The organism is Streptomyces sp. NPDC002730 (assembly GCF_042888805.1).
Lineage (GTDB): Bacteria > Actinomycetota > Actinomycetes > Streptomycetales > Streptomycetaceae > Streptomyces.
On sequence record NZ_JBIAQG010000009.1, the window covers coordinates 247,869 to 272,712 of the forward strand.

Here is a 24,844-nt window from a genome sequence, read left to right on the forward strand (position 1 = left end):
CGAGGGTACTCCACTCAGCGCCGGGGACGGATGCGACAAGACGGTGACCTGTCTCACACATGTGGGCCGTGGTGCAGCCAGCACCACCTCTCGCCACGGGCTGGCCCCAACTGTGTCCGGGTGGTGGCGCCATGGTCGTCAAGGGCCACTGATCCGTACGTTTTCTCAGGTCAGCGCAGTGAGTGCAGCCAGCGCACGGCTCAACAGACCGGAGACCGTCATGCCCCAGGCCACCGCCACCCGTGCGGCCCCCGCATCCGCGCCGCCCACCTCCGGCGTCGGTGCGGGTCGCAGCGCCGGGAGCGAATTCGCGCCGCTCCTGCGGACCGTCAAGGAGCAGGCTCTCCTGGAGCGCCGCACCGGCTGGTACGCCCGCGGCATCACCGTGAATCTCCTCGGCCTCACCGCCGTGATCACCGGCATGGCCCTGCTCGGCGGCTCCTGGTGGGTACTGCTGCTCGCACCGCTGCTGGCCGTCCTGTCCGCCCGTACCGCCTTCTTCGGCCATGACGCCGGACACGCCCAGATCACCGGCGACCGCCGCAAGAGCCGGATCATCCAGCTCCTCCACGCCAATCTGCTCCTCGGCATGAGTCAGGAATGGTGGAACGACAAGCACAACCGGCACCACGCCAACCCCAACCACATCGAGAAGGACCCGGACGTCGCGGCCGACATCCTTGTCTTCACGCAGAAGCAGGCCAAGGGCCGCGCCGGATTCCGTGGCCGGCTCACCCGCCACCAGGCCTGGCTGTTCTTCCCGCTCACCACCCTCGAAGGCATCGCCCTGAAGGTCTACGGATTCCGGGCCGTCCTCTCCAGGGAGGCGGGCGCCCGCCAGACCACCCGCGAGCGCGCCGTCGAGGGCCTGCTGCTCCTCGCCCATGCCGCCGCCTATGTCACCTTGCTGCTGACCACCATGTCCCTGGGCCACGCCGTCGTCTTCGCGCTCATCCACCAGATGCTTCTCGGCCTCCACCTCGGCATGGCTTTCGCGCCGAACCACAAGGGGATGGAGATGCCCGACGAGGAGAGCGGTCAGCGCTGGGGCCATCTGCGCCGCCAGGTCCTCACCTCCCGCAACATCCGTGGCGGGCCGGTGACGGACTGGTTCCTCGGAGGCCTCAACTACCAGATCGAGCACCACCTCTTCCCGAGCATGCCCCGCCCCCACCTGCGGCTCGCTCAGCCACTGGTGCGCGCCCACTGCCGCTCGCTCGGCGTCGCGTACACCGAGACCGGTCTCATCGACTCGTACCGGCAGGCACTGACTCATATGCATGAGGTCGGCGAACCGCTGCGCGCCGACGCATAGTGGAACCGTGGGGCGTGCGCGCGCGTTCTCACGGCAGGAGCGGCCACGGCCGCGAAGGAGGCGTCGAGATGTCGACACGTACAAAGATCGTGATAGGGGGAGTGGCCGTAGGCCTGCTCCTGTGGCCGTTGATCGGATTCTGGCTGTCGCTGCTGGTGGTGCTGGGTGTGCCCGCGGTGGCGTATCTGACGCTCGACCCCAGCCAGCGCCGCAGGCTCCGCCGTATCTCCCGCAAGGAGATCGGACGCTGACCCGAGGCTCCCTGACCGTGCCGGTATAGGGTCGGAAACGATCACCGGCACGGGAGAGGGGGGCTTCGCTCATGAGCGCAGCAGTCACGAAGGTCAGCAGCAACGGCGAGTACTCATTCACCAAGCCGAACCGCGACAGCATCACGCTGCTGGCCGGGCTGGGGGTGGAGGGGGACGTCCACGCGGGGGTGACGGTCAAGCATCGCTCCCGGATCGCGCAGGACCCCACTCAGCCGAATCTGCGCCAGGTCCACCTCATCCACCAGGAGCTCTTCGAGGAGGTGCGGGCGGCCGGTTTCGAGGTCGGCCCCGGCGACCTCGGCGAGAACATCACCACCAGCGGCATCGATCTTCTCGCGCTGCCCACCGGCACGGTGCTGCGGCTCGGCGAGGAAGCGGTTGTGGAGATCACCGGCCTGCGCAATCCGTGTCTGCAGATCGACACCTTCCAGGACGGCCTGCTCAAGCAGGTCGTCGGCCGCGACGAAGCGGGTGACATCGTGCACAAGGCCGGGATCATGAGCATCGTCAGGGCGGGCGGAGTGGTCAAGCCCGGAGACACGATAGCCGTCGAGCTGCCGGACGGACCGCACCGGCCGCTCGAACGGGTCTAGAGCGCGATCGACTGGTACATCCGCGGGCGGACGCCCGTCCGCCCACGGATGTACCAGTTACGGTCTGCGGGCGGCGCGCTGTCTCCATCACCTCGTACGGCCTGTCAGTAGTAGTCGCGCATCAGCTCCACCGACCACTGCGGCTGCACCGTCTCGCCGATCGGGCCGAACTCCGCCATATACGGCTTGATATCGAGGACCGGCGTGCCGTCCACCGCGTCCAGCCCCGTCACAGAGACCTCCAGACCGTCGACCTTCACCAGCCGGCAGCGCGAAACCCCCAGCCGGTTGGGCCGGTTCTTCCCGCGCTGCGCGAAGATCCCCACCAGCGGCCAGTCCGTATTGCCCCGCGGATGACGGGCGCCCGTCTGGATCTTCCCCGGAGCGACCCGGTCGAAGTGGTACACGACCTCCAGATGTGAGAACTCCTCGAGACCGAACAGCGCTTCGGGCCCGAACTGCGCGCTGTCGAGCCGGATCACCGCGCTCTCCAGCCCCCAGTCGTCGTCCTCCACCGCGCTGCGGCCGCCGACCACCCTGCCGATCGCTCGGCATTCGACCAGCCCGTCCTGTCGCTCCACTGCACTGTCCGGCATGCCGCGTCCTCCCCGTAGACCAGTAAATCGACTGCCCGCTCGATCGGGCCGCTGTGAGTATGACGCTCACATCGACGGGGAAGGGGGCTCGCGATCCTTCGCTGATCGCTGATCGCTGATCGCTGATCGCTGATCCTGATCTCCGGGGCTCAGGCCGGGCGGACGGCGATCTTGTCGAGCGACTCCAGCAGTCCCGGCAGCTGGGGTCCGCGGCCCACCGGCAGCACCTCGCGCGGCTCCTCGTCCAGCAGAACGAACGCGATGTCGTCGGTCCTGGCGACCATGGACCAGCCAGGGCCGTCGGCGCGCAGCGTCCGCGCCCCGCCCGGGGCGAAGCTGGAGCGGACCCGCCCGGCCGGCGGGGCCGATTCCACATAGGCGTGGGCTTCCTTCAGCGCCCGCCGCACACCCTCATGGGTCTCTTTCGGCTCGCTCGCGGGAGCGTCAGACGCCTTCGACGTGTCCGAGGTGTGCTGCCTGCCGAACGCTTCGTCGTCGCCGATCTGTTGCCGCCACTCCGCCCACTGGAGCGCGATTTCGTCCGCCCCGAGCCGCCGCTGCGCCGGCCCCCAGGAGCCGCTGTCGGGCGGCGCCAGTGGCGGCCGGTCGCCTTCCTCGGGCGCCGGATCGTGCGGCGCGGGCACGCCCGGCGCGGCGACCGCGACGGCCAGCGGCCAGCCGGGCAGCGCGGCGACCACCGTGCGCTCGCCGGGGGACAGGTCGTACTCCATGCCGCAGTCCCAGGATGCGATCGCGACCGCGACGAGCGACACATCGTCGACCACGACCGTCCACCGGGCGCCCTCGGAGTCCTGGCCGAGCACGAGCCCGTACCCCTCGGCGTACGGCTCGAGGCCCAGCACCGCGCACGCCGCCGGGAAGTCGTCGCCGAGCACGCTCGGGAACTGCGCCGGCGTCAGCAGCACCGCGGTCAGCACATAGAGCGCGTCCTCATCGACGGCATCGTCCGTCCCGGCCACAGCACCCTCCCCATCCGATCGTTCGTCGGCGCACCTTAACCAGTGGGTAACCCGGACGTCGAGAGTCCACGGCACGAAAATGGTTCGGCCTGTTCCGCACCGGGGTCCTAGCATCGCCCCATGGCCGGATCCACGTCCCACTTCATCTGCCTGCCCTGCCGGGCTTCCTTCAAGAAGGCACCCGACTACCTCAGGGCCCGCACCGATCTCTGCCCGCGGTGCGGCGGCCCATTGCTGAACGCGGGCTCCGCTCTCGCCGTGCCGCGCCGCCGGGACGTAGCGGGCTGGCGTGCGCTGTCGGCCGTGCTCGGCGCGGGCCTGCGCTTCCGGCAGGGCTGCTGCGGCGGCCCCGGCTACCGGCCGCGGACCCTGCGCGAGGTCAAGGAACGGCTCGCCCATGCCGAGCGCACGGGGCTGAGCCCGGCCGAGGCCCTCGCCCGCTACGACCTGTCCGGTTCCGATGTCAGGCGGCGGGCAGGCCGAGGAGACTACGCGCCACGGTCTGCGGAGACTCGTCCCGCTCGCGGGCGAGGGCGATGACCGCGCGGCAGGCCAGTTCGCTGACCCCGAAGGAAAGCGCCTCCGGGGACACCCAGGTCACCGCCTCGTCGATCTGGTCCTGATCGTCGTCCGCGCACCCGGACACGTAGACTGCCGCGGCCTCGAATATGTTGTGCTGCCGCACTGGAGGTCGTGCGACCGGTGCTTCGTCCGGGCGGTACGTGAGGAACTTGCGGAGCCTGCGGAGTCTGCTGAACACCCGGACCACCTTCCTCCAGGGCGGCGGCTGCCACCGATCTTTCAAGTCTTGCATCCCTGCGCGAAGTTGGACCGGCGGCGGCCGAAAGGGAACGGCGCGTGCTGTGCGCCCGGCGTTAGCGCCCCTGGGCAAGGGAGCGGATCGTGGTCCGCAACCACTTCAGCTCCGCCTCACTGGTGGCGCGGGCGATCGTGAGTATGCCGCGGCGGAACGGATCGTCCAACTCCTCGGCACGCAGGGGACGTTCCCCCTCGTAGAAGAAGCTGGCCGGCTCCTCCAGAAACTTCAGTCGCCGTCGCAGTACCGTCGCCTGCGCCTCGGTGTCCTCGAGATGCCGCAGGAATGCGAGCAGGGTGAACCACCGGTTCTCGTCGGTGATTTCGCTCTGCGCGGGCTCTGCGAGCCGACGCCGCAGCTCACGCCGCCCGTCGGCGGTGAGGCTCAGGACATGGCGGGGCGCGGCGACCGATCCGGGCTGGGTCTCGCGCGCCAGCAGACCTGACTTCTCGAGCCGTTTGATCGCGGGATACAGCGTGCTCTCGGCGACCGGCCGCACATGCCCGGTCAGTGCGGTGATGCGTTTGCGCAGTTCATAGCCGTGGAGCGGGGCGTCACAGAGAAAACCGAGGATGGCGAGCTCGAGCATGCTCGCATTATGCCGCAAGAACGGTGTACATCGATATCGCAATACCTCGAGGCCGAGGTATGCTGCACGCGGAACAGAGGGAAGAGCACGGCATCGACGAGCAGGGGAGAGCGACAGTGCGACAGGCCCGATTCGACGCGCAGGGCAGCCTCATTCGCTGGACGGAGGCGGCGGGCGAGGGGCCGCCGAGGGTATTTGTGCATGGGCTCGGCGCGGCTTCGTCGGCGTACTACACGCATATCGCCGCCCACCCGGCACTGACCGGCCGCCGCTCGCTCTTCGTCGATCTGCCCGGACACGGCCTCAGTGACCGGCCCGCGGACTTCGGCTACACGCTGGAGGACCATGCGGCCGCGCTCGCCGCCGCACTCGACGCGGCCGGTGTGCGCGGCGCAGAGCTCGTCGGGCACAGCATGGGCGGTGCTGTCGCCATCTTGCTCGCGTACCGTCGCCCGGATCTGGTGGCGCGGCTGGTGGTCACGGAGGGCAACCTCGACCCGAACCCGCCGGTGACGGCGGGCAGCAGCGGAATCGCCACATACGGCGAGGAGGAGTTCGTCCACGGCGGCGGCTTCGCGCGCGTACTCGAGCGGGTCGGTCCTGTCTGGTCGGCGACCATGCGCCTGGCGGACCCGCTCGGCCTGCACCGCAGTGCGACAGGACTGATGAGCGGTACGCGCCCCACGATGCGCCGGATGCTCATGGAGCTGCCGGTGGACCGCACATACCTGCAGGGTGCGCGCAGCGGTGAACTCCCTGGTCACGAAGAGCTGGTGGCCTGTGGAGTACGAGTGCTGACCGTCCCGGACGCCGGTCACAACGTCATGTTCGACAATCCGGCGGCGTTCGTACGAGCGGTCGCCGACGGTTCAGTCCTGACGGCTCAGCTCTGACGGTTCAGTCCTGACGGACCGCCAGGGCCAGGAAGCGGGCGTCCTCGTCCACGTACGAGGTCATGCGCCAGCCCGAACCGGCCAGCAGCGGGCGGAGACTGGACTCGGCGCGCAGATCATCCTCGGAGATCTGCCGGCCCTGGCGGGCAGCGAGGGCCGCCCTGCCGATGGGGTGGAACAGTGCGAGCCTGCCGCCCTGTCGCACGACCCGCGCCAACTCCCGCAGATTCACGTCCGGTTGTGGAAGATGGGCGATGAGGCCCGCAGCGAACACGGCGTCGAGCGACTCGTCGCGAAGCGGCAGCCGGGCCACATCGGCGAGCAGCAGCAGTCCGCTGCTCCGGCGCCCCGCGCGTACCGCTGCCTCCAGCATCGCGGGTGTCAGATCGGCCCCGAGTACTGTGCCCTGCGCTCCCACGGCGGACCGCAGGGGAGCCAGGGCGCGGCCGGTGCCGCAGCCTGCGTCGAGCACGGCGTCGCCGGGACGCAGCCCCAGCTCGGCGACGGCGGCGGTGTACGCCGGACCGTCGTCGGGGAAGCGCGCGTCCCAGGCGGCGGCGCGGGCGCTGAAGAACTCCTGCACATGTGTGTGGTCGTCGGCCATGAGGACATGATCCCTCAGCGACTGGGCGACCGGCGGTGCACATGTTCGAGCGCGGCACGATCGTTCAGAAGCATCTCTCTGTCATATTCCATCAGCTTTCGAAATGCGCCCCCAGCGCGCGCCCCCTCCGGGTCTAGCGTCCATGAGCCATGGGACACCTGGACCACGCCGCATTCGGTTTGCTGACCCCCGTGCTGTCGTACGCGATGGCCGTCATCGGCGCCGCCCTCGGGCTGCGCTGCACCGTACGCGCGCTCGGCATGAGCGGCCGCTCCCGCCGCAACTGGCTCATCACCGCCGCGTCCGCGATCGGCACCGGCATCTGGACGATGCACTTCGTCGCGATGCTCGGTTTCGCCGTCACCGGCACCGACATCCACTACAACGTGCCGCTGACCATCCTCAGCCTGCTCGTCGCCATGCTCGTCGTCGGCGCCGGCGTCTTCTGCGTCGGTTTCGGGCGTGACCGCGTCACCGCACTGCTGATCGGCGGCCTCACCACGGGGCTCGGCGTGGCCAGCATGCACTACCTGGGCATGGCCGCCCTGCGGCTGCACGGTTCGGTCCACTACGACCCGCTGCTCGTCGCGCTCTCCGTCGTCATCGCCGTGGTCGCCGCGACCGCGGCCCTGTGGGCGGCGCTCAACATCAAGTCACCGGTCGCGGTCGCCGTTGCCTCGCTCGTCATGGGAGCGGCGGTCAGCAGCATGCACTACACCGGAATGCTCGCGGTCAGCGTGCGGGTCGCCCCTTCCGGTGGCGAACTGCCCGGGGCCGCGGCGATGCAGTTCATCTTCCCCCTCGCCGTCGGCCTCGGGTCGTACCTCTTCGTCACCGCCGCCTTCGTCGCGCTCTCCCCGACAGCACGCGAGCACGCCGCCTATACCTCGGCCGAGCGGCCGACCACATCCGACCCCGCCACCGACCCCGCATCCGCATCCGCCGCTGCGACCGAACCCTCAAGCACCAACGGTCCCCCGAGCACCACCACGACCGCCACCGCCTAGTCGGCCCGGCTGCCGTCGCACCCCCAGCCCCGTACCCGGAACGAGGAGGCCATGCGCACACCCCGCAGGACTTCGGGCGCCGACACCAACACGCCCCCGCCCCCACTGCCGCCCGCATCCGCGGCGGCAGCCCGCGGACGACGCGCACATGCCGGGCCGCCCGCCGTCGAACACACCGGACAGGTGCTACGGACCGACGCACCCCAGCCCCCGGCCGACACCGGCGGTCGATGGCTGCTGCGCCCCGGAACGGTACGCGCGAAGATCATCTCTCTGCTGATGGTGCCCGTCGTCTCGCTGCTCGCGCTCTGGGGATTCGCCACCGTCACCACCGCCCAGGACGTGTCGCGACTGCGCCAGCTGCAGCGCGTCGACACCCAGGTCCGCGCGCCCGTCGCCGCCGCTGTCGCGGCTCTGCAAGCCGAGCGGCGCGCAGCGGTACGCCAGGTGGCGGCACCATCCGACGAGCGTGCGGCCGCACTCCAGCAGGAGGCCCGGCGCACCGACGACGTCTTGAAGGGGCTGTACCTCGACGGCGAGCACACGGTCGCCGCCGGCGGCGACATGCCGGCCGCCGTCGCGGGACGCCTCGACCAATTCGTCACCCGCGCCGAGAAACTGCGCACCCTGCGCACCGCCGTCCTCGACCGCAAGGCCACCTGGAACGCGACCTACGAGCAGTACACCGCCGCCGTCACCGCCGCGTTCAGCGTCTCCGGCGCACTCACCGGCATCCAGGACACCGGGCCCGGCTCCGACGCCCGCGTCCTCCTGGAGTTCGCCCGGGCCGGCGAGACGCTCGCCCGGGAGGACGCTCTGCTCACGTCCGCGCAGCTCACCAAGTCCCTCGGCGTGGAGCGGCAGCGGCTGTTCACCGGAGCCGTCTGGACCCGCCGGAGCCTCGCGGAATCGACCGTCACCGATCTACGCGGCCCCGAGCGCGCCGCCTGGCGAGAACTCACTCAGCAGAGCCCCTACCGGCAGCTTCTGGCGGCCGAGGACAAGGTGCTCGCCGCGCCCGCAGGCCACAAGGCGGCACAGATCATCCCGGCCGAAGCCTGGGACAAGGCCCACGCGGCCGTCGGTGACGGGCTGCGCGCCATCGAGACGAACGCCCGCCGCGCGGCAGCAGACCGGTCCGACCCGGTGGCGAACGGCATCCTCACCCCGGCCGGAGCAGCCGTGCTCCTCGGACTCGCCGCCGTCGTCGCCTCCTTGGTCATCTCCGTACGCATCGGCCGTGCCCTCGTCGTAGAACTGATCAGCCTGCGCAACACCGCACTCGAGATCGCCCGGCACAAACTGCCCCACGCCATGCGTCGGCTGCGTACCGGCGAAGAGATCGACATCCAGGCCGAAGCCCCGCCGGGACGCCCCGCCGAGGACGAGATCGGCCAGGTCGGCGAGGCACTCGGAACCGTCCACCGGGCCGCGCTGAGCGCCGCCGTCGAACGCGCCGAACTCGCCGGCAGCATCTCGGGAGTCTTCGTCAACCTCGCGCGCCGCAGCCAGATCCTGGTCCACCGCCAGCTCACCCTGCTCGACACCATGGAGCGCCGCGCCGACGATCCGAACGAACTCGGCGACCTCTTCCGCCTCGACCATCTCACCACCCGTATGCGGCGGCACGCCGAAAGCCTGATCATCCTGTCCGGCGCGGCGCCGGGGCGAGCCTGGCGCACGCCCGTCCCGCTGACCAGCGTCGTACGGGCCGCCGTCTCAGAAATCGAGGACTACGCGCGCGTGGAGGTGCGGCAACTGCCCGAGACCGCCATTGCCGGAACCGCCGTCGCCGACGTCACCCATCTGCTGGCCGAACTCGTCGAGAACGCCGCGCAGTTCTCCCCGCCGCACACCAAGGTGCGCATCAGCGGTGAGCCCGTCGGCAACGGTTACGCCCTCGAGATCGAGGACCGCGGCCTCGGCATGGGCAAGGACGTTCTCGCCGAAGCCAACCGCAGACTGGCGGAGTCCGAAGCACTCGACCTCTTCGACAGTGACCGGCTCGGCCTCTTCGTCGTCAGCCGGCTCGCCTTCCGCCGCGAGATCAAGGTCCAGCTGCGCACCTCGCCGTACGGCGGCACCACCGCGGTGGTGCTGCTGCCGACCTCGCTGCTGCAGAGCGCCCTCTCGGCCCCGCCGGGCACCCGCGGCGACCCGGGCCCCGGCGACGGCAAACCCCCCGCGGCCGCGCCGACCGAGCCCGCCCCGCGCACCAACGGCACACCCGTCCCGGCCCCGGTGCCACGACCGGTGCTCGAAGCGCAGACCGTGACCCCCGTCCCGCCCGGCGTCACCGCGCTGCGCCTGCGCGGCGCCCCGCCGCAGACCGCGGACGGCGAACTGCCGCGCCGGGTCAGGCAGGCGCACCTCGTCCCGCAACTGCGCGAGGAGCCCAAGGCCGAGGAGCCGGTTGATCTCGCGGGCGCCGACGACAGCCCGGAACGCACCCCCGAACAGGTACGGGACCGCATGACGGCGTACCGCAACGGCTGGACCCGGGGCGGCGGCGCCGCCCCCGGCACGGTCGCCCCCGGCAGCGAAGGAGACGAAGCATGACCGAGCACGAGTCAGCCGCAGCCCGCCACACTTTCGGCGACCTCGACTGGCTGCTGGACGACCTCGTACTGCGGGTCGGCGAAGTCCGCCACGCGGTCGTGCTGTCCAACGACGGCCTGCCGGTCGGCGCATCGACGGCGCTGACCCGCGAGGACGCCGAGCACCTGGCCGCCGTCGCCTCCGGATTCCACAGCCTGGCCAAGGGCGCGGGGCGACATTTCCACGCCGGCGGCGTACGCCAGACGATGGTCGAGATGGACGACGGCTTCCTCTTCGTGGCGGCCGCGGGAGACGGCTCCTGCCTCGCCGTGCTCACCTCTGTCGTCGCCGACATCGGCCTGATCGCCTATGAGATGGCCCGCCTCGTCAAACGCGTCGGCGAGCATCTGCGCACCCCGCCGCGCATCACTGCGATGTGACGACGTGAACGACGTGACCGACATGGCTGATATGTGCGGCAGTCAGTGGTACGACGCCGACGCAGGCCCGCTCGTCCGCCCGTACGCGATGACCGGCGGGCGGACCAAGCCGGGTCCCAGCAACGTACGGTTCGACCTGATCGCCCTCGTCGACATCGCCGCCGATGCACCCGGCCCGGCGGAGGAGTCCCTCCTCGGGCCCGAACACCGCGCGCTGCTCACCCTCTGCCGCTGCGAGACGCAGTCCGTCGCGGAACTCGCTGCCGACGCGGACCTCCCGGTCGGTGTCGTACGCGTTCTCCTCGGCGATCTGCTCGAAGCGGGCTATATCAGGGTCAGCCGTCCCGTGCCGCCGACGCAGCTGCCCGACGAGAGGATCCTCAGGGAGGTGATCGCAGGCCTGCGGGCTCTGTAGGGCGTGTTTGAGAAGTCCCGCCTGCCCCGTGACCCCTGGCACGCACACTCGCGATGTTGTCGGAGTCGCCCAAGTACGTCCAGTACGAGGGCGATCCTCCGCCTTGCGATTGCACGCACCAGACGCCGCAGGGCCCGCCCTGCGGGCGGACGGCGCTACTTCTCAAACACGCCCTGGCCGCCGAACCCGCTGACCCCATGAAGCCGATCCGGCCTCGAGCCGTTCAAGACCTCGTGCTCAGCTGCCAGTCGGCCCAGGTCAGCTCGTACTCGACATCGCCGAGCTCGGAGCCTTCGATGATGTCGGGCCACTCCTCGAAGAAGGTCCGGACGTAGGTGAGACCCGCCTTCTCCATCACGCGGCGCGAACGGGCGTTGGCCGTCATCGTGTTCGCGACCACCCGCTCCACGCCGAGTTCGGAGAAGCCCTTATGGATCAGCGCGCGCGAGCCTTCCGTCGCATAGCCGCGGCCCCATGCGGCCCTGCCGAGCCGGTAGCCCAGTTCGACCACCGCACTGCTGTGGACGTCCAGCGGCCGGAAGACGAACCAGCCCAGAAACTCCTTCGTGGTCCGCTCCTCGGCCGCCCAGAACGCGCGGTTGTCGATACACGGATAGTGACGGAGAAAGCGGGGCAGGGACTCGGCACGGACCGCTTCCCGCGTCGTCGGCCGGCCTCCGTTGATGAAACGCATGACCTCGGGATCGTTGTCGAGGTCGAGCAGATGGTCCACATCGGCCTCGCTGAACGGGCGAAGCGCCAGACGATCGGTCACCAGGAACGTGGGCATGACTCGATCCTCAACAACGGCGCCCGCGCCCGCCAGCGAATATCCACCCGTGCCCCGCCGGGACAGGATCGAATTGCGCGCTGGTTCGGGCATCGAGTGGACCCGTATCAGTCACAACGCTCCAATAGCGATCCCTTCCCTCGGGGCAGGGCCGCGCTTGCCATGCTGTCTGCGTACTGGCATGGACCAACTCCGAGAATCAGCTGACCGAGACCTCAAAGACCGTTCTGACCTGCGAGTTTCATAGGCGGGCCGGAAATCTTGGGCTCACTCTTGAGGGAAATGACATGGCTTCCGAGAGCTCTGAAAATACTGGCGGGGAGACGACCGACCTTGCGCTGAAAATACTCGTCGCCGGTGGCTTCGGCGTCGGCAAAACCACTCTGGTCGGCGCGGTCAGTGAGATACGGCCGCTGCGTACGGAGGAAGCGCTGAGCCAGGCGGGCAGCACGGTCGACGACACCGGGGGAGTCGACAAGAAGACCACCACGACCGTCGCCATGGATTTTGGACGTATCACCATTCGCTCGGGTCTGTCCCTCTATCTGTTCGGGACTCCGGGGCAGGACCGTTTCTGGTTCCTGTGGGACGAGCTTTCCCAGGGAGCGCTGGGAGCAGTCGTCCTCGCCGACACCCGGCGCCTCGTGGACTGCTTCCCCGCTGTCGATTACTTCGAACACCGCCGGATCCCCTTCGTCGTCGCGGTCAACTGCTTCGCCGGCGCACGCACGTACGGCGCGCACGAAGTCTCACGCGCTCTCGACCTGGAACGAGGGACTCCTGTCGTGCTGTGCGATGCGCGCGACCGGGATTCGGGAAAGGAGGTGCTCGTACGACTCGTCGAGTACGCGGGGCGGATGCATACGGCCCGGCTGCTGGATTCGGTCGGCTAGCCGCACCTTGCCGTGCCGCCCCTCGTACGAAAGGCTTACGGACAACAACGGGGACACGGGGAACGTATGAGCGGGGAGGACCAACATGGCGTTGGACAAGGGACTTGACTGGCTTCTGGACGACCTGACCAACAGGATCGAACACATACGGCACGCACTCGTGCTGTCCAACGACGGACTGGTGACGGGGGCCAGCACGGGACTGGCGCGGGAAGACGCGGAACACCTCGCCGCGGTCTCCTCCGGTCTGCACTCCCTCGCCCGGGGTTCCGGACGCCACTTCCGGGCCGGCAAGGCACGCCAGACCATGGTCGAGTTCGACGAAGCGCTGCTCTTCGTCACCGCGGCGGGCGACGGAAGTTGCCTGTGTGTACTCAGCTCCGCCGACGCCGACGTCGGCCTGGTCGCGTACGAGATGACGCTGATGGTCAACCGGGTCGGCGAGCATCTGGGCGTTGCCGCCAGGCAGCCAGGTGGCGACCCCCGCTGACCTGCAGGAACCCTGCTCGACAGCGCCCGGTTCGCAGTTATCCACAGGCCGGGCGAAGTGTGCTTGGTTCGGGCTACGGTCGTCACCGAGAGTATTCACACCTCACGGGGGAGACCGTCATGACGGTGAAGCAAGCAGCAACGCGCAGCCTGGCGCTGGGCCGGGCCTCTCAGGAACTGGATTTGAAGCGGGGCGAGTTCGATCTCGCGATCCAGCTCGGGCACATTCGCACCACAGCCGGCGAGAGCGGCGGCCCGCCGAGGGTCGAGCAGCAGGAGATCGACCGGCTGCGCGGGAAGGAAGGATTCCCGGGCACACTGCGGGAGCGGGTGCGGACCGTCGGCACGGTGGAAGGCGCACGGCTCATCTCGATCAGCCCGGCGCGCTTCGCCCGGCTCGCCCGCACAGGCCACTTCACCCCGGTCCGGTTCTATCTGAACCGCTATCGCGCGGTCGTCTGGCTCTATCTGGCCGAAGAGCTCTGCCAGTTCGCCCTCGCCCATCCCGGCCTCCTCAGCGGCAGAACCCCGCCGGCGCTGCGAGCCGTACTGGACGCGGGTGAGGACCGGCGCGCACGCAACTGGCGGGGGCGGAGTCTTGGGCTGCTGCTGCGCAGGACCGCGGATCCGTGGGAGCGCGCGGCGGCGATCGCCTCCGTGCTCGACCCGGTCACGGTCTCCGAGGTGGCGACCGATCCGTATGAACGCTCACATCTGCGCGTGCTCCGGCCCGAACTCGTCCCTGGGCGCCCGGAGTCGCCGGCCGGGCGCGAAGTGGTGGAGCGGCTGCTCCTGGCGGACCATCCGGACGAGATTCTCTGGCATCGGGTGAGCCTGGCCGAGGCGCTGCGGGAGGCGCGAGAGCTCCGCCCCGCGCCACGCCCTGTCCCCAAGGCCGAGCCCCGGACGGTCTCCGGGACCGTCCCGAGGGGCGCGCGACTGCTGCCGGTGCACCGGAATCCGTACCGTGGCGGTCTGTTGACGCGCCTGCGGTTCAGGAAGGCGAGAACCGTGGCCTGACGGCGACAGAGAGCCCGGTTCGGGAATGCCGGACAACAAGGGCCCGTCCACGCCGGGTGCTTCGCACTGCCCGAGGCTTCATACTGCCTCTACCCCCGAAGCCCCGCGGGAGCCGAAGGACACGGACGGGGCCGCCCTCGCCGCAGCGTGCGGCGTACGCTGATGTGGCCGCCTGACGAGGGAGGTCTAGGGATGCGGGCTGTGTCTTGAAGATCCTTGTGGTGGACGACCGCGAGGACAACCTCTTCGCGATAGAGAGCCTGTTGCGCCCTGTGGGGCGTCCGGTGGTACGGGCACACAGCGGGGACGAAGCGCTGAAGAACGTCCTGCGCGGCGGCATCGCAGTGGTCATCCTCGACGTCGTCATGCCGCGGATGGACGGCCTGGAAGTGCTCTCGTATCTCAAACGACTGGATCACACCAGGAATCTGCCCGTCGTGCTGATGACCGGACTGGGCAGGGACGACGAACTGGCCGCCCGTGCCTACAACCTCGGCGTCTCCGACTTCCTGGTCAAGCCCGTCGATCCATGGGTGGTACGTACGAAGGTCAGGGCACTCGCCGATCTGTACACCGAGAACCAGAAGCTGCGTGAGCAGCTCAAAACCCTGGCCGAGCACAGGAGCGGAACGCCCAGGGCTCACCTTCCCGACCTCCTCGACGCGCGCGTTGCACGTCAGCCGGGCGGCACGGCAGACCATGCCCGGAGCGCCCGCGGAATCGACTGACGCACGTCGCACACCGAGGCACTGCACCGGCGCGGTCTGCCCGAGGACACCATCCGCAAGATCCTCGGCGGCAATGTGCTCGACCCGTTCCGCAAGGAGCTCGGTCGCCCCGGCCGAACGCACCTGGCGGGGCCTCTCGCGGGATGCCCGATGGCAGCACCCGGATGTGCGAGAGGCCCCGCCGGATCAGCGGCGATCCGCCGTGCCGCGGCCCCCGATCAGCACTCCGCGGAAACCGGCAGAACGCCACGCTCGTCGCCCGGCAGCCCCAGGGCCGCCCGGACGGCCGCCCCGGTCTTCAGCAGCCCGGCAGCGACTGCGCCAACGGCGACCGAAGCCACCGCCGTGGTCCTCTTCACCAAGTTGTTCCTGTCCTTCCGTTGGTGAACGAGCTTGAGCATTGCGAGCCGCAGGTCCGTTCGCAATCATTTCGATACGCGTGGAAGGGTGCCGCCGAATTCCCGGGGCCAGGCCAAGGCCAGGGGCCAGAGGCCAGGACCAGGCGGGGAGCAGATCCCCGCGCGAGTAACCGCGGCCGGTACGGCTGAGCAGCACGTGCCGGCCCCCCCGATGAGGTGCGACCGAGACCCGGAGCTGATCCAATGGGCGGAGCCGGAGTTCCGGGAAGCCTTGCACTGTGCGGTCCCCGTTCGCCGTACACCGTGTTGCTCTCACCCGGCCGACCTGCATGAAGCTCTGCTGTTGGCCCGCTTAAGAAATCCTCGATGGACTCTGCAGTCACAGCTGGGCACATTGGTGCAGGTCCACTGACCGGTGCCGTCGGCACTGTCTCCGGTCAGCCCCACCACGATGCCTGGAGCCGCCCCGATGAAGGCACTTGTCAAGCAGCATGCCGAGCCCGGGCTGTGGCTCATGGACGTGCCGGAGCCGGAGACCGGCGCAGGCGATGTGCTGATCAAGGTGCTGCGCACCGGGATCTGCGGCACCGATCTGCACATCAGGTCGTGGGACGGCTGGGCCCAGCAGGCCGTCACCACGCCTCGCGTCCTCGGCCACGAATTCGTCGGCGAAGTCGCCCGCGTCGGCGCGGACGTCGAGGACATCGCGGTCGGCGACGTGGTGAGCGGCGAGGGGCATCTGGTGTGCGGCAAGTGCCGCAACTGTCTCGCCGGCCGCCGCCATCTGTGCCGTAGCACCATCGGCCTCGGCGTCGGCCGCGACGGCGCCTTCGCCGAGTACGTCGCGCTGCCCGCCTCCAATGTGTGGGTGCACCGGACGAAGGTCGACCTGGACATCGCCGCGATCTTCGACCCGTTCGGGAACGCCGTGCACACCGCGCTCTCCTTCCCGCTGGTCGGCGAGGACGTACTGATCACCGGCGCGGGACCGATCGGGATCATGGCCGCTGCCGTCGCCCGGCACGCCGGCGCGCGCAATGTCGTGATCACCGATGTGAGCGAGTCCCGGCTCCAGCTGGCCCGCAAGGCCGGTGCCACCCTCGCGCTGAACGTCGCCCAGAGCGATATCGCCGAGGCACAGCGGCAGCTCGGACTCAAGGAGGGCTTCGACATCGGCCTGGAGATGTCCGGCCGCCCGGAAGCCATGCGGGACATGGTCGACAACATGACCCACGGCGGACGTATCGCCATGCTGGGCCTGCCCGCGCAGGAGTTCGCCGTCGACTGGTCGAAGATCGTCACCTCGATGATCACGATCAAGGGGATCTACGGCCGTGAGATGTTCGAGACCTGGTACGCGATGACCGTGCTGCTCGAGAGCGGACTCGACCTCAGCCCGGTGATCACCGGCAGTTACGGCTACCAGGACTTCGACGCAGCCTTCGACGAGGCTGCCACCGCCCGCAGCGGCAAGATCATCCTCGACTGGACCGTCTGAGCCTCTCGTCCGAGCTTTTTCGTAAGGAGCCCCACCATGTACGCGTCCGTCCGCGACGATCTCCGTACCACCCTCGACGAGATCCGCGCCGCCGGTCTCTACAAGCCCGAGCGCGTCATCGGCACGCCGCAGAGCGCCTCCGTGTCCGTCGCTTCCGGTGACGTACTCAACTTCTGTGCCAACAACTACCTCGGCCTCGCCGACCACCCCGAGGTCGTCGCCGCCGCCAAGGAAGCGCTGGACCGCTGGGGCTACGGCATGGCCTCCGTCCGCTTCATCTGCGGTACGCAGGACGTCCACAAGGAGCTCGAGGCGCGCCTGTCGGCGTTCCTCGGCCAGGAGGACACGATCCTCTACTCCTCCTGCTTCGACGCCAACGGCGGAGTCTTCGAGACCGTCCTCGGCCCCGAGGACGCGGTGATCTCCGACGCCCTCAACCACGCCAGCATCATCGACGGCATCCGGCTGTCCAAGGCCCGCCGCCACCGCTATGCCAACCGCGACCTCGCCGACCTGGAGCAGCAGCTCAAGCAGACTCAGGACGCCCGCCGCCGCCTCATCGTCACCGACGGCGTCTTCTCCATGGACGGCTATGTGGCTCCGCTCGCCGAGATCTGCGACCTCGCCGACCGCTACGACGCCATGGTCATGGTCGACGACTCGCACGCCGTCGGCTTCGTCGGCCCCGGCGGCCGCGGCACCCCCGAGCTGCACGGCGTCATGGACCGCGTCGACATCATCACCGGCACCCTCGGCAAGGCGCTCGGCGGCGCCTCCGGCGGCTATGTCGCCGCCCGCGCCGAGATCGTCGCCCTGCTGCGCCAGCGCTCCCGCCCGTACCTCTTCTCCAACTCCCTCGCCCCGGTGATCGCCGCCGCCTCCCTCAAGGTCCTCGACCTGCTGGAGTCCGCCGGCGACCTGCGCGAGCGGCTGAACGCGAACACGGCCCTCTTCCGGACGAAGATGACCGAGGCGGGCTTCGACATCCTGCCCGGCGACCACGCCATCGCCCCCGTCATGATCGGCGACGCCGCAGAGGCCGGCCGGATGGCCGAACTCCTGCTGGAGCGCGGCGTGTACGTCATCGGCTTCTCCTACCCCGTCGTCCCGATGGGCCAGGCCCGGATCCGGGTCCAGCTCTCCGCCGCGCACTCCACCGAGGACGTGGAGCGGGCCGTCGCCGCATTCATCGACGCACGCCAGGCGCTGAAGGGCTGACTGAGGCTGGCAAAATGGCTGGGTGATCGACCCCCGGCGGCTGCGTATCCTGCGGGCCGTGGCGGACCACCGAACGGTGACCGCCGCGGCTTCCGCGCTGTATCTCACCCCCTCGGCCGTCTCCCAGCAGCTCAACGCGCTCGAGCAGGAGACCGGCCATGCACTGCTGATCCGCAGCGGCAAGGGCGTACGGCTGACGGCCGCGGGCGAGATCCTGCTGGCCCACACCCATGCCGTGCTCGCGCAGCTGGAGCGGGCCGAGGCGGAGCTCGCGGCCTACGCGGGCGGCGCGGCCGGTGAGGTCACCGTCGCCGCGTTCGCCACGGGCATCGCCGAGGTCGTCGCCCCGGCCATAGGGCGCCTCGCCGCGGACCATCCGGACATCCGGGTACGGGTACGGGACGCCGAGGGCGACGAGAGCCTGCCGCTGGTGCTCGACGGTGAGGCGGATCTGGCCGTCGCGGTCGAGTATCGGGGCGCACCCGGCGAGGGCGATCGGCGGCTGGCCCGCGTACCGCTGTACGCGGAGCCTTTCGACGCCGTCCTGCGCGCCGACCACCCTCTCGGCGCGGGCGAGCGGGTGGAGCTCGCCGAGCTCGCGGACAGCGACTGGATCGGTCCGTACCCCGGCAATCCCTGCCACGACATGGTGCTGCTCGCCTGCGAACTCGCCGGATTCCAGCCCCGTCTGGTGCACTCCTCGGACGACTTCCGCGCCGTCGTCGCGCTGGCCGGAGCCGGCGCAGGGGTGGCGCTGGTGCCGCGCTCGGCGCTGCGCGGGATGGAGCTCAAGGACACCGTCGTACGACCGGTGACGGGCCCGGCCGCGACCCGCCGGGTGTTCGCCGCCGTACGCCGCGGAGCGGAGCTGCACCCGCTGATCCGGCCGGTGCTGGACGCGCTGGCGAGCTCCGCGGCCGGGCTCTCCACCGGCTGAGGTCGAGCCCTCGCCCTTGCCGGACGAGGGCGCAGACATCGGTCAGGCGGCCGTCGGCTCCATCGCCGTCTTGAGATTGCGCAACGTGGTCCGGATGTTACGGCGCTGGAAGTCGGCGAACGTATGCCCGCGGGTCGCGGCCTTGTCGAACGCGTGGGCCAGGAAGTCGGGCCAGGACCGCCGGTCGTCGGTCCAGGTCTCGGTCACCCGGGTCCCGCCGTCGACCGCCTCGAAGCGGTACTCCCAGGTGGCGATACGGCCGGGCATCACCGGCCGGCGCTTGCCTATGGCGTGCACCCGGAACGCGAACCGCTCACCCGGATCCGCCGCGGTCACCGTGCACCGCGTCGTCCAGCGAAGGGCTCCTCGCTTGTTGTAACCGTCGAAGACCATACCCACGTACGCCTGCTCACGGCCGTCGCGCACCGCCGCGCCGCGGTTCTCGGGACTCCAGCGGCCCATCAGCGCAGGGTTGCTGACCTGGGCGTAGATCGTCGACGGGTCGGCGGCGATGACGATGCTGTCCGAAACGGTGAAAGTGCGTGCCATGGGTACGACTCCGATTCTTGGGCGCGCGACGCTGTCGCGCGGTCACCAGTGATCATCCACGGGGCGGTGCGGCGTCGGCCAGGATGGAAGCCTCGACCGCGTCGTAGTCGTACTCCGGCAGGCCGCCGACCCTCGTTCTGTTGCGGGTGAGCACAGTGCCGAGCCAGCCGGCGAGGAATCCGACCGGGATGGAGACGAGGCCCGTGGTGGTGTACGGGAACCAGGTGAAGTCGTCGTCCGGGAAGATGGCTTGGGGGGACCCGGAGACGAGCGTGGTGCCGGTGATGAGAATCAGGACGCTCAGCGCGCCGCCTATGAGGGTGCTCAGCAGCCCGGTGCGGTTGTACTGCCGCCAGAAGAGGCTGTAGACGAGGGCGGGTGCGACCGCCGAGGCGCCGATGCAGAAGGAAAGGGTGACCATCGCCTGCAGATTCACGTGCCGGGAACCGGCCGCGAGGAAGATCGCGGCAAGACCGACTGCCGCGGCTGTCGTGCGGGCGATCGTCATCTCGGTGCTGTCGCGCAGTACCTGCTTGCCTCGCAGACCGTGTGTGATGAGGTCGTGGGCCAGCGTGTTGGCACAGGCGAGCGTGATGCCGGCGACCGAGGCCAGCAGCGTCAGGAAGATCGCGGTGGCCATCGCGGTGAACAGCAGCGTCTCGAAGGTTGACACCTCGGTGCCCATGATTGCCTGACTGACCAGCAGGATCGAGGTCTTGCCCTGCGGATCGGCGGCCGTGATCTGCTGGCGGCCGACGATCGCGGCGGCTCCGAAGCCGATCACGGCGCTGAGCACACACATGATGACCACGGTGGAGACGGCCCAGGACATGGAGCGCCGCACGGCGGGTGCGCTGCGGGAGCTGAACATACGCATCGTGATGTGCGGCAGGCACGCCGCGCCGAGGACGACGGTCAGCTGGGCACTGATCATGTCGAGTCCGTCGCCGCCGAACTGGAGCGCCGGTGTGAGATAGGCATCGCCCGCACCGCTTCCGCGTGCCGCGGCGTCCAGCAGTGAGGGGATGCTGAAGTCGAAGCGGTGCAGGATGAGCGAGGCGATCGCGATGGCCGCGGCGAACAGCACCACGGTCTTGACGATCTGAATGAAGGCGGTGCCCTTCATACCGCCGATGGCCGCGTAGATGATCATCAGCAGGCCGAGAATCACGATGGAGACGGTCTTGAATCCGGCAGAGTCCATGCCGAGGACGAAGGCCAGCAGATCGCCGGCGCCCGCCAGCTGGAAGATCAGCAACGGGAAGAGTGCGGTGAGCGTGACGAGGCATGCGGTGATGCGGACGGCGGGACTCGGGGCGCGGCGGGTGAGTACGTCGCCCATGGTGAACCGGCCCGCGTTACGCAGGGGCTCGGCCAGCAGGAACATCAGCAGCACCAGGGAGAGCGCGGTGCTGAGGGCGAGGACAAGTCCGTCCTGGCCGACCAGCGAGATGACGCCGATGGTGCCCAGCACGCTCGCGGCGGATATGTAGTCGCCGGCGATGGCGAGTCCGCTCTGCATGGGGGTCAGGGAGCGGAAGCCGGTGTAGAACTCGTCCAGGTCTTCGCGGTCGGGCCCGGTCATCACACACAGCAGCAGGGTCACTGTGGTCACCGCGATGAACGCGACGAAGGACATGGTCTGGGCCTCGGAGCCGAATCCGCTCATCGGCGTGCTCCCTCGGTGGTCGGGTCGGCCTGGAGACGTACGGCTTCGGCGAGCGGGTCGACCCGGCGGCGCGCGGACTTCTCGTACGCGGCGACGGCTATGAGGGTCACCGGCAGCTGGATCAGGCCGAGCATGAGGGCGATGGTGAGACCACCGGTGATCTTGGTGGTCATCAGCCCCGGAAGATATGCGGAGAGCAGGAGGAACAGCACGAAGTACCCGAGGGCGGTCAGGCTCGCCACACGGCGCAGGCGCTGGTACGCGGCGCTCAGCGTGCGTATCTCGCGGCGGGGATCGGCCGGCGGCACGGGGGGCGGGGGCGGCGCCTGCCAGGAGTGGTGGGGTTGTCCTGGCTGCTCGGGATATGAGGGCGGCGGAGGGTAGTACGACATCGCGGTGTGCCTTCGCGGACGGCTGGGCAGGGCAGGGCATGGCGGGGGCGGGCGGCTACGTTACCGACGGGTAGCGGCTGCCGGAGCATTGTTGCATGGACTGTCCGGTCGGTCAGTTGCTACAACCGCTACGGCCCTTACGCCGCACCACTACGCCGCGGCTTGCCGGCTGAGCGACGACTCCTTCGTCACCTCTGCCGATGGCACCGGCGTCCGCTTCCGCCACCGGGTCAGGCCGACGCCCACAAGCACCACGACCATTCCCGCGACGACCCGGTCCGTGAGCTCCTCACTCAGCACGATCGCGCCCAGCGCCATCGAGACCACCGGCAGCAGATAGCCGACCGTGGCGGCGCCGGTCGCTCCTTCGTCGGCGATGAGCCGGTAGTTGAGGGCAAAGGTGAATCCGGTGCCGAAGATCCCCAGAACGACGACAGCGGTCACGCCGACCAGGTTGATGTGCACCGACTGGAGGCCGCCGGCGGGCAGAGCGAGCGTGCTCAGGCCTGTCGCGGTGAGCAGCTGCGCCGCGGAGAGCGCGATGGGGGCTGTGCCCTTGCCGGTGAGCTTGCGTCCCATGTAGGCGAACGCGACGGCGTAGCTCACCGCCGCCGCGAGGATGGCCAGGGAGCCCCAGCTCGCGAGTCCGCTCTGCTGCCACGGCGCGAAGATCAGCAGCGTGCCCGCGAATCCGAGGAGGAGCCCGCCCAGGCGGACCGGGTGGGGTCCGCGTTCCGCGCCGATGGCGATGCCGATCAGCAGGGACCACAAGGGAGTTGTCGCGTTCAGAGCCCCCGCCACTCCGGAGTCGACGGTCTGCTGGCCGATGCTGAACAGGGCGAAGGGCAACGCGTTGCAGAAGAAGGCGGCCACGATGAGATGGCCCCAGGTGGCACGGTCGCGGGGGAGGCGCTGACGCGCGGAGAAGCACAGCGCGGCCAGGACCAGTGCGCCCAGTGCGCAGCGGGTGAAGGTGATCTGGACGGGCGACAGGCCGTTGTTCAGGGCCAGTTTGATCCAGAGGAAGCCCGATCCCCACAGAAGGGCGAGCACGCCCATCCGCACCAACGTTCCACGTCCGCCGCTGAACACGTTTCGTCTCCCTCTTCGCTCGTCCGGTGTCCACCGTGCCTCAGCCAACGCTGTACGACTAGTGAAAAGTGCTGCATGGTCCGTTAACCTCTCCTACATGCTTGATGTGCGACGCATGCAGGTCCTGAGGGCCGTGGTGACCAGCGGTTCGGTGACCGCGGCAGCGGCGAATCTCGGCTATACGCCGTCCGCCGTCAGCCAGCAGGTGGCAGCGCTGGAGAAGCAGGCCGGAACGGCGCTGCTGGAACGGGTCGGCCGGGGCGTGCAGCCGACGGCCGCAGGCCGCCTGCTCACCGAGCACGCGGCCATCATCAGCAAGAACCTTGCCGAGGCGGAGACAGCGCTCGCGGACCTGCGGGAGGGGCGCACGGGTCGGCTGTCGATCCGCTACTTCGCCACAGCCGGCGCCACGCTGGTGGCTCCGGCGCTGGCCGGGCTCCGCCGTGAGTTTCCGGGCGTACAGGTCGACCTCAAGCTGATCGACCCCGACGACCCGCTGCCCGAGGTGAAGCAGGGCCGCGCCGACCTTGCCGTCGTGGTCCACCCCCGTGACCGGCCGCGCGACGACATCCGCCTTGTGCACCTGCTGGACGACCCCTACCGGGCCGTGCTGCCCAAGGGTCACCACCTCGCCGCGAAACGCGTACTCGATCTGGCGGACCTCGCCGACGAGCCGTGGGTCGGCAACGAATGGCCGGTCGGCCCCTGCCTCGAGATCGTGCTCGACGCCTGCGCCGCGGCTGGCTTCACTCCCAACTTCGTGGTGGAGAGCGAGGACTACGCCACAGCACAGGGCTTCGTCGCCGCGGGCCTCGGAATCAGCCTGATGCCGCTCATCGGACTGGGAAACCGGCACCCCGGTGTCGTCGTACGCAAGGTCCGCGGCCCCGAGCCGGTCCGCGGCATCTACGCGGCAGTACGGGAGACCTCGCTTCCCCAGCCCGCGCTGCGCGGGCTGATCGACGCCCTGCGGGACGCGGCGGGGGAGTAGAGCGTCCGGCCGGCCCGGGACCGCCGCGCGCGTTCATAACCGCCGCACGGCGGCTCGCTCGCTCCTGGGCCGTCAGGGCTGTGCGGTGAGCCGGAAGCCGATGCGCATGAACCCGCTGTCCGTGGAGCGGAATTGATACTGCTGAGCCGCGGTCCGGTTGCACATGTACTGCTGGATCGCGGTCCCATTGGTGGTGGCTGCTCCGCGCGCGTCCACACAGGCGCCGTTCGCGCTGCCGGCGAGTGAATACCACGCGGTCTCGGATATCGGATCGGTCGGCGCCGGATCACCCGCACCGCCGCCCAGCCACTTCAGGCCGTCCACCAGGAACCGGTTCTGTGTCTCGCTGGCGAACGAGGAGGACAGCGTCGTCCCCGTGCCGTAGTCCATGGCGTTGTGGCCGAAGTTGGCGTAGAGCATCTTGTATGTGGTGTTGGTCCACAGGATCGGGTAATAGCCGCTGTACCAGGACTGGTTGGGGTCGGTGCCCAGCGGGAAGCTCATCGGGTCGACGGACGCGAGGATCTTGATGTCCGGGTTGTTGCGCAGGTCGTTCTGCCAGCTGTACCACTCGCTCACCGACGAGGTGAAGGTGGCGGGCAGTCCCACGGTCGAGGGATGCGTCCTGTCCTCGGTTCGCAGTACCGCGGTCGTCGGCCCCCAGGTGTTCGACTTGAAGTTGCCGCTGCCGAGGAACTGGTTGTGGTACCAGGGCCATTCCTGCGCGTTGGTGGTGAATGCGGAAACGTGGAACCCCATCCAGGCCCCGCCGGCCCGCATGTACCGCTCGAACCCCGAGCGCTGGGCTGCCGTCTGCGGCCGATCGTCCAGGAACAGCACCACCTGATACTGGTCCCGCGTGATGCTGCTGAGCAGATCCCAGTTGTTGGTCGAGGTGTACGAGAAGTTGTTGCGTGCGGCGGTCCGGGGAAACCACTGATTGGCTTCCTTGACGAAGCTGATGTGGGCCGCGTCCCAGGTCCCGTTGTAGAAGGCGATCACCTTGAACGCCGGTGCCTGCGGTGCCTGCGGTGCCTGTGCGGCCTGCGGGACCATCGTGTCGGAGTACGCGGGAGCGGCGCTCAGGCCGAGGAGCATTGCCAGCAGCAGGAGCACCCGTAAGCCGATCCGTGCCGAGCCGCTTCTGATTCTGTGCATCC

General features: G+C 69.4%; 28 protein-coding genes and 1 pseudogene. 17 read left to right on the plus strand and 12 right to left on the minus strand.

The window, feature by feature from the left end:
* The first annotated feature begins 220 nt into the window (after window positions 1-220).
* The 3 genes from ACFYXH_RS23785 (at window position 221) to ACFYXH_RS23795 (ending at window position 2,180) form a co-directional block, all read left to right on the plus strand.
* Entirely contained in the window at window positions 221-1,315 is a 1,095-nt protein-coding gene (locus ACFYXH_RS23785) for an acyl-CoA desaturase (RefSeq protein WP_389566309.1), read from the plus strand.
* A gap of 68 nt (window positions 1,316-1,383) precedes the next feature.
* The gene (locus ACFYXH_RS23790; RefSeq protein WP_108154099.1) at window positions 1,384-1,566 is read left to right on the plus strand and encodes a hypothetical protein; all 183 of its coding nucleotides are present in this window, start codon (window positions 1,384-1,386) and stop codon (window positions 1,564-1,566) included.
* A 71-nt stretch (window positions 1,567-1,637) separates the two neighbouring features.
* Window positions 1,638-2,180 (plus strand): MOSC domain-containing protein, encoded by a 543-nt coding sequence (locus ACFYXH_RS23795; RefSeq protein WP_389566313.1) that lies wholly within the window; start codon window positions 1,638-1,640, stop codon window positions 2,178-2,180.
* Between the two features lie 104 nt (window positions 2,181-2,284).
* Here the strand turns inward: ACFYXH_RS23795 and ACFYXH_RS23800 are convergent, their stop codons facing one another.
* Window positions 2,285-2,776 (minus strand): SAM-dependent methyltransferase, encoded by a 492-nt coding sequence (locus tag ACFYXH_RS23800; RefSeq protein ID WP_389566316.1) that lies wholly within the window; start codon window positions 2,774-2,776, stop codon window positions 2,285-2,287.
* Window positions 2,777-2,925: 149 nt separating this feature from the next.
* The gene (locus ACFYXH_RS23805) at window positions 2,926-3,756 is read right to left on the minus strand and encodes a hypothetical protein (RefSeq protein WP_389566319.1); all 831 of its coding nucleotides are present in this window, start codon (window positions 3,754-3,756) and stop codon (window positions 2,926-2,928) included.
* Between the two features lie 120 nt (window positions 3,757-3,876).
* Between ACFYXH_RS23805 and ACFYXH_RS23810 the strand changes: the two genes are divergently transcribed.
* On the plus strand, window positions 3,877-4,296 hold the full coding sequence (locus tag ACFYXH_RS23810; RefSeq protein WP_389566322.1) for a deoxyxylulose-5-phosphate synthase: 420 nt from the start codon (window positions 3,877-3,879) through the stop codon (window positions 4,294-4,296).
* On the opposite strand, the gene ACFYXH_RS23815 is transcribed toward ACFYXH_RS23810, so the two are convergent.
* Window positions 4,220-4,516, minus strand: coding sequence for a hypothetical protein (locus tag ACFYXH_RS23815; protein ID WP_389566325.1), 297 nt, complete (start codon window positions 4,514-4,516; stop codon window positions 4,220-4,222). The two genes, ACFYXH_RS23810 and ACFYXH_RS23815, sit on opposite strands and share 77 nt — an antisense overlap.
* Window positions 4,517-4,631: 115 nt before the next feature.
* On the minus strand, window positions 4,632-5,162 hold the full coding sequence (locus ACFYXH_RS23820; RefSeq protein WP_389566328.1) for a PadR family transcriptional regulator: 531 nt from the start codon (window positions 5,160-5,162) through the stop codon (window positions 4,632-4,634).
* 116 nt (window positions 5,163-5,278) lie between these two features.
* Between ACFYXH_RS23820 and ACFYXH_RS23825 the strand changes: the two genes are divergently transcribed.
* On the plus strand, window positions 5,279-6,055 hold the full coding sequence (locus ACFYXH_RS23825; RefSeq protein WP_389566331.1) for an alpha/beta fold hydrolase: 777 nt from the start codon (window positions 5,279-5,281) through the stop codon (window positions 6,053-6,055).
* A gap of 4 nt (window positions 6,056-6,059) precedes the next feature.
* Here the strand turns inward: ACFYXH_RS23825 and ACFYXH_RS23830 are convergent, their stop codons facing one another.
* Window positions 6,060-6,659 (minus strand): class I SAM-dependent methyltransferase, encoded by a 600-nt coding sequence (locus ACFYXH_RS23830; protein ID WP_389566335.1) that lies wholly within the window; start codon window positions 6,657-6,659, stop codon window positions 6,060-6,062.
* Between the two features lie 149 nt (window positions 6,660-6,808).
* Between ACFYXH_RS23830 and ACFYXH_RS23835 the strand changes: the two genes are divergently transcribed.
* Genes ACFYXH_RS23835 through ACFYXH_RS23850 form a run of 4 tightly spaced genes read left to right on the plus strand, consistent with a single transcriptional unit; the run spans window position 6,809 to window position 11,059 of the window.
* Entirely contained in the window at window positions 6,809-7,666 is an 858-nt protein-coding gene (locus ACFYXH_RS23835; RefSeq protein WP_389566338.1) for an MHYT domain-containing protein, read from the plus strand.
* Between the two features lie 51 nt (window positions 7,667-7,717).
* Window positions 7,718-10,225, plus strand: a complete 2,508-nt coding sequence (locus tag ACFYXH_RS23840) for a nitrate- and nitrite sensing domain-containing protein (protein WP_389566341.1) — start codon at window positions 7,718-7,720, stop codon at window positions 10,223-10,225.
* A complete protein-coding gene (locus ACFYXH_RS23845) occupies window positions 10,222-10,644 on the plus strand; it encodes a roadblock/LC7 domain-containing protein (protein WP_327327624.1) in 423 nt (140 codons plus the stop codon). Before ACFYXH_RS23840 ends, ACFYXH_RS23845 begins: the two co-directional genes overlap by 4 nt.
* 22 nt (window positions 10,645-10,666) lie before the next feature.
* Window positions 10,667-11,059 (plus strand): DUF742 domain-containing protein, encoded by a 393-nt coding sequence (locus ACFYXH_RS23850; protein WP_389566796.1) that lies wholly within the window; start codon window positions 10,667-10,669, stop codon window positions 11,057-11,059.
* A 223-nt stretch (window positions 11,060-11,282) separates the two neighbouring features.
* On the opposite strand, the gene ACFYXH_RS23855 is transcribed toward ACFYXH_RS23850, so the two are convergent.
* Window positions 11,283-11,849: a GNAT family N-acetyltransferase gene (locus ACFYXH_RS23855; protein ID WP_389566345.1), complete on the minus strand. Its 567-nt coding sequence runs from the start codon at window positions 11,847-11,849 to the stop codon at window positions 11,283-11,285.
* Window positions 11,850-12,136: 287 nt separating this feature from the next.
* Between ACFYXH_RS23855 and ACFYXH_RS23860 the strand changes: the two genes are divergently transcribed.
* The 4 genes from ACFYXH_RS23860 (at window position 12,137) to ACFYXH_RS23875 (ending at window position 14,979) form a co-directional block, all read left to right on the plus strand.
* Window positions 12,137-12,742, plus strand: a complete 606-nt coding sequence (locus tag ACFYXH_RS23860; RefSeq protein WP_389566347.1) for an ATP/GTP-binding protein — start codon at window positions 12,137-12,139, stop codon at window positions 12,740-12,742.
* Between the two features lie 85 nt (window positions 12,743-12,827).
* On the plus strand, window positions 12,828-13,232 hold the full coding sequence (locus ACFYXH_RS23865) for a roadblock/LC7 domain-containing protein (RefSeq protein ID WP_362683852.1): 405 nt from the start codon (window positions 12,828-12,830) through the stop codon (window positions 13,230-13,232).
* Between the two features lie 119 nt (window positions 13,233-13,351).
* The gene (locus tag ACFYXH_RS23870) at window positions 13,352-14,251 is read left to right on the plus strand and encodes a DUF6397 family protein (RefSeq protein ID WP_389566350.1); all 900 of its coding nucleotides are present in this window, start codon (window positions 13,352-13,354) and stop codon (window positions 14,249-14,251) included.
* A gap of 206 nt (window positions 14,252-14,457) precedes the next feature.
* On the plus strand, window positions 14,458-14,979 hold the full coding sequence (locus ACFYXH_RS23875; protein ID WP_389566353.1) for a two-component system response regulator: 522 nt from the start codon (window positions 14,458-14,460) through the stop codon (window positions 14,977-14,979).
* A gap of 218 nt (window positions 14,980-15,197) precedes the next feature.
* On the opposite strand, the gene ACFYXH_RS23880 is transcribed toward ACFYXH_RS23875, so the two are convergent.
* Complete coding sequence (locus ACFYXH_RS23880) at window positions 15,198-15,338, minus strand: hypothetical protein (RefSeq protein WP_389566356.1); 141 nt, start codon at window positions 15,336-15,338, stop codon at window positions 15,198-15,200.
* Between the two features lie 469 nt (window positions 15,339-15,807).
* Between ACFYXH_RS23880 and tdh the strand changes: the two genes are divergently transcribed.
* Genes tdh through ACFYXH_RS23895 form a run of 3 tightly spaced genes read left to right on the plus strand, consistent with a single transcriptional unit; the run spans window position 15,808 to window position 18,991 of the window.
* Window positions 15,808-16,836, plus strand: coding sequence for an L-threonine 3-dehydrogenase (tdh, locus tag ACFYXH_RS23885; RefSeq protein WP_327327631.1), 1,029 nt, complete (start codon window positions 15,808-15,810; stop codon window positions 16,834-16,836).
* A 36-nt stretch (window positions 16,837-16,872) separates the two neighbouring features.
* Entirely contained in the window at window positions 16,873-18,054 is a 1,182-nt protein-coding gene (locus ACFYXH_RS23890; protein WP_385303154.1) for a glycine C-acetyltransferase, read from the plus strand.
* Between the two features lie 22 nt (window positions 18,055-18,076).
* A complete protein-coding gene (locus ACFYXH_RS23895) occupies window positions 18,077-18,991 on the plus strand; it encodes a LysR substrate-binding domain-containing protein (RefSeq protein ID WP_389566359.1) in 915 nt (304 codons plus the stop codon).
* Between the two features lie 42 nt (window positions 18,992-19,033).
* Here ACFYXH_RS23895 and ACFYXH_RS23900 read toward each other — a convergent pair whose 3' ends face one another.
* The 4 genes from ACFYXH_RS23900 to ACFYXH_RS23915 form a co-directional block, all read right to left on the minus strand.
* On the minus strand, window positions 19,034-19,540 hold the full coding sequence (locus ACFYXH_RS23900) for an SRPBCC family protein (protein ID WP_389566362.1): 507 nt from the start codon (window positions 19,538-19,540) through the stop codon (window positions 19,034-19,036).
* Between the two features lie 52 nt (window positions 19,541-19,592).
* On the minus strand, window positions 19,593-21,209 hold the full coding sequence (locus ACFYXH_RS23905) for a cation acetate symporter (RefSeq protein WP_389566365.1): 1,617 nt from the start codon (window positions 21,207-21,209) through the stop codon (window positions 19,593-19,595).
* Complete coding sequence (locus ACFYXH_RS23910; protein ID WP_389566367.1) at window positions 21,206-21,601, minus strand: DUF485 domain-containing protein; 396 nt, start codon at window positions 21,599-21,601, stop codon at window positions 21,206-21,208. Before ACFYXH_RS23910 ends, ACFYXH_RS23905 begins: the two co-directional genes overlap by 4 nt.
* A gap of 150 nt (window positions 21,602-21,751) precedes the next feature.
* A complete protein-coding gene (locus tag ACFYXH_RS23915; protein ID WP_389566799.1) occupies window positions 21,752-22,660 on the minus strand; it encodes a DMT family transporter in 909 nt (302 codons plus the stop codon).
* A gap of 130 nt (window positions 22,661-22,790) precedes the next feature.
* Between ACFYXH_RS23915 and ACFYXH_RS23920 the strand changes: the two genes are divergently transcribed.
* A complete protein-coding gene (locus ACFYXH_RS23920; protein ID WP_389566369.1) occupies window positions 22,791-23,684 on the plus strand; it encodes a LysR family transcriptional regulator in 894 nt (297 codons plus the stop codon).
* Between the two features lie 90 nt (window positions 23,685-23,774).
* Here ACFYXH_RS23920 and ACFYXH_RS23925 read toward each other — a convergent pair.
* Window positions 23,775-24,842: pseudogene (locus ACFYXH_RS23925) on the minus strand (ThuA domain-containing protein); the annotation flags it as partial.
* Window positions 24,843-24,844 lie beyond the last annotated feature (2 nt).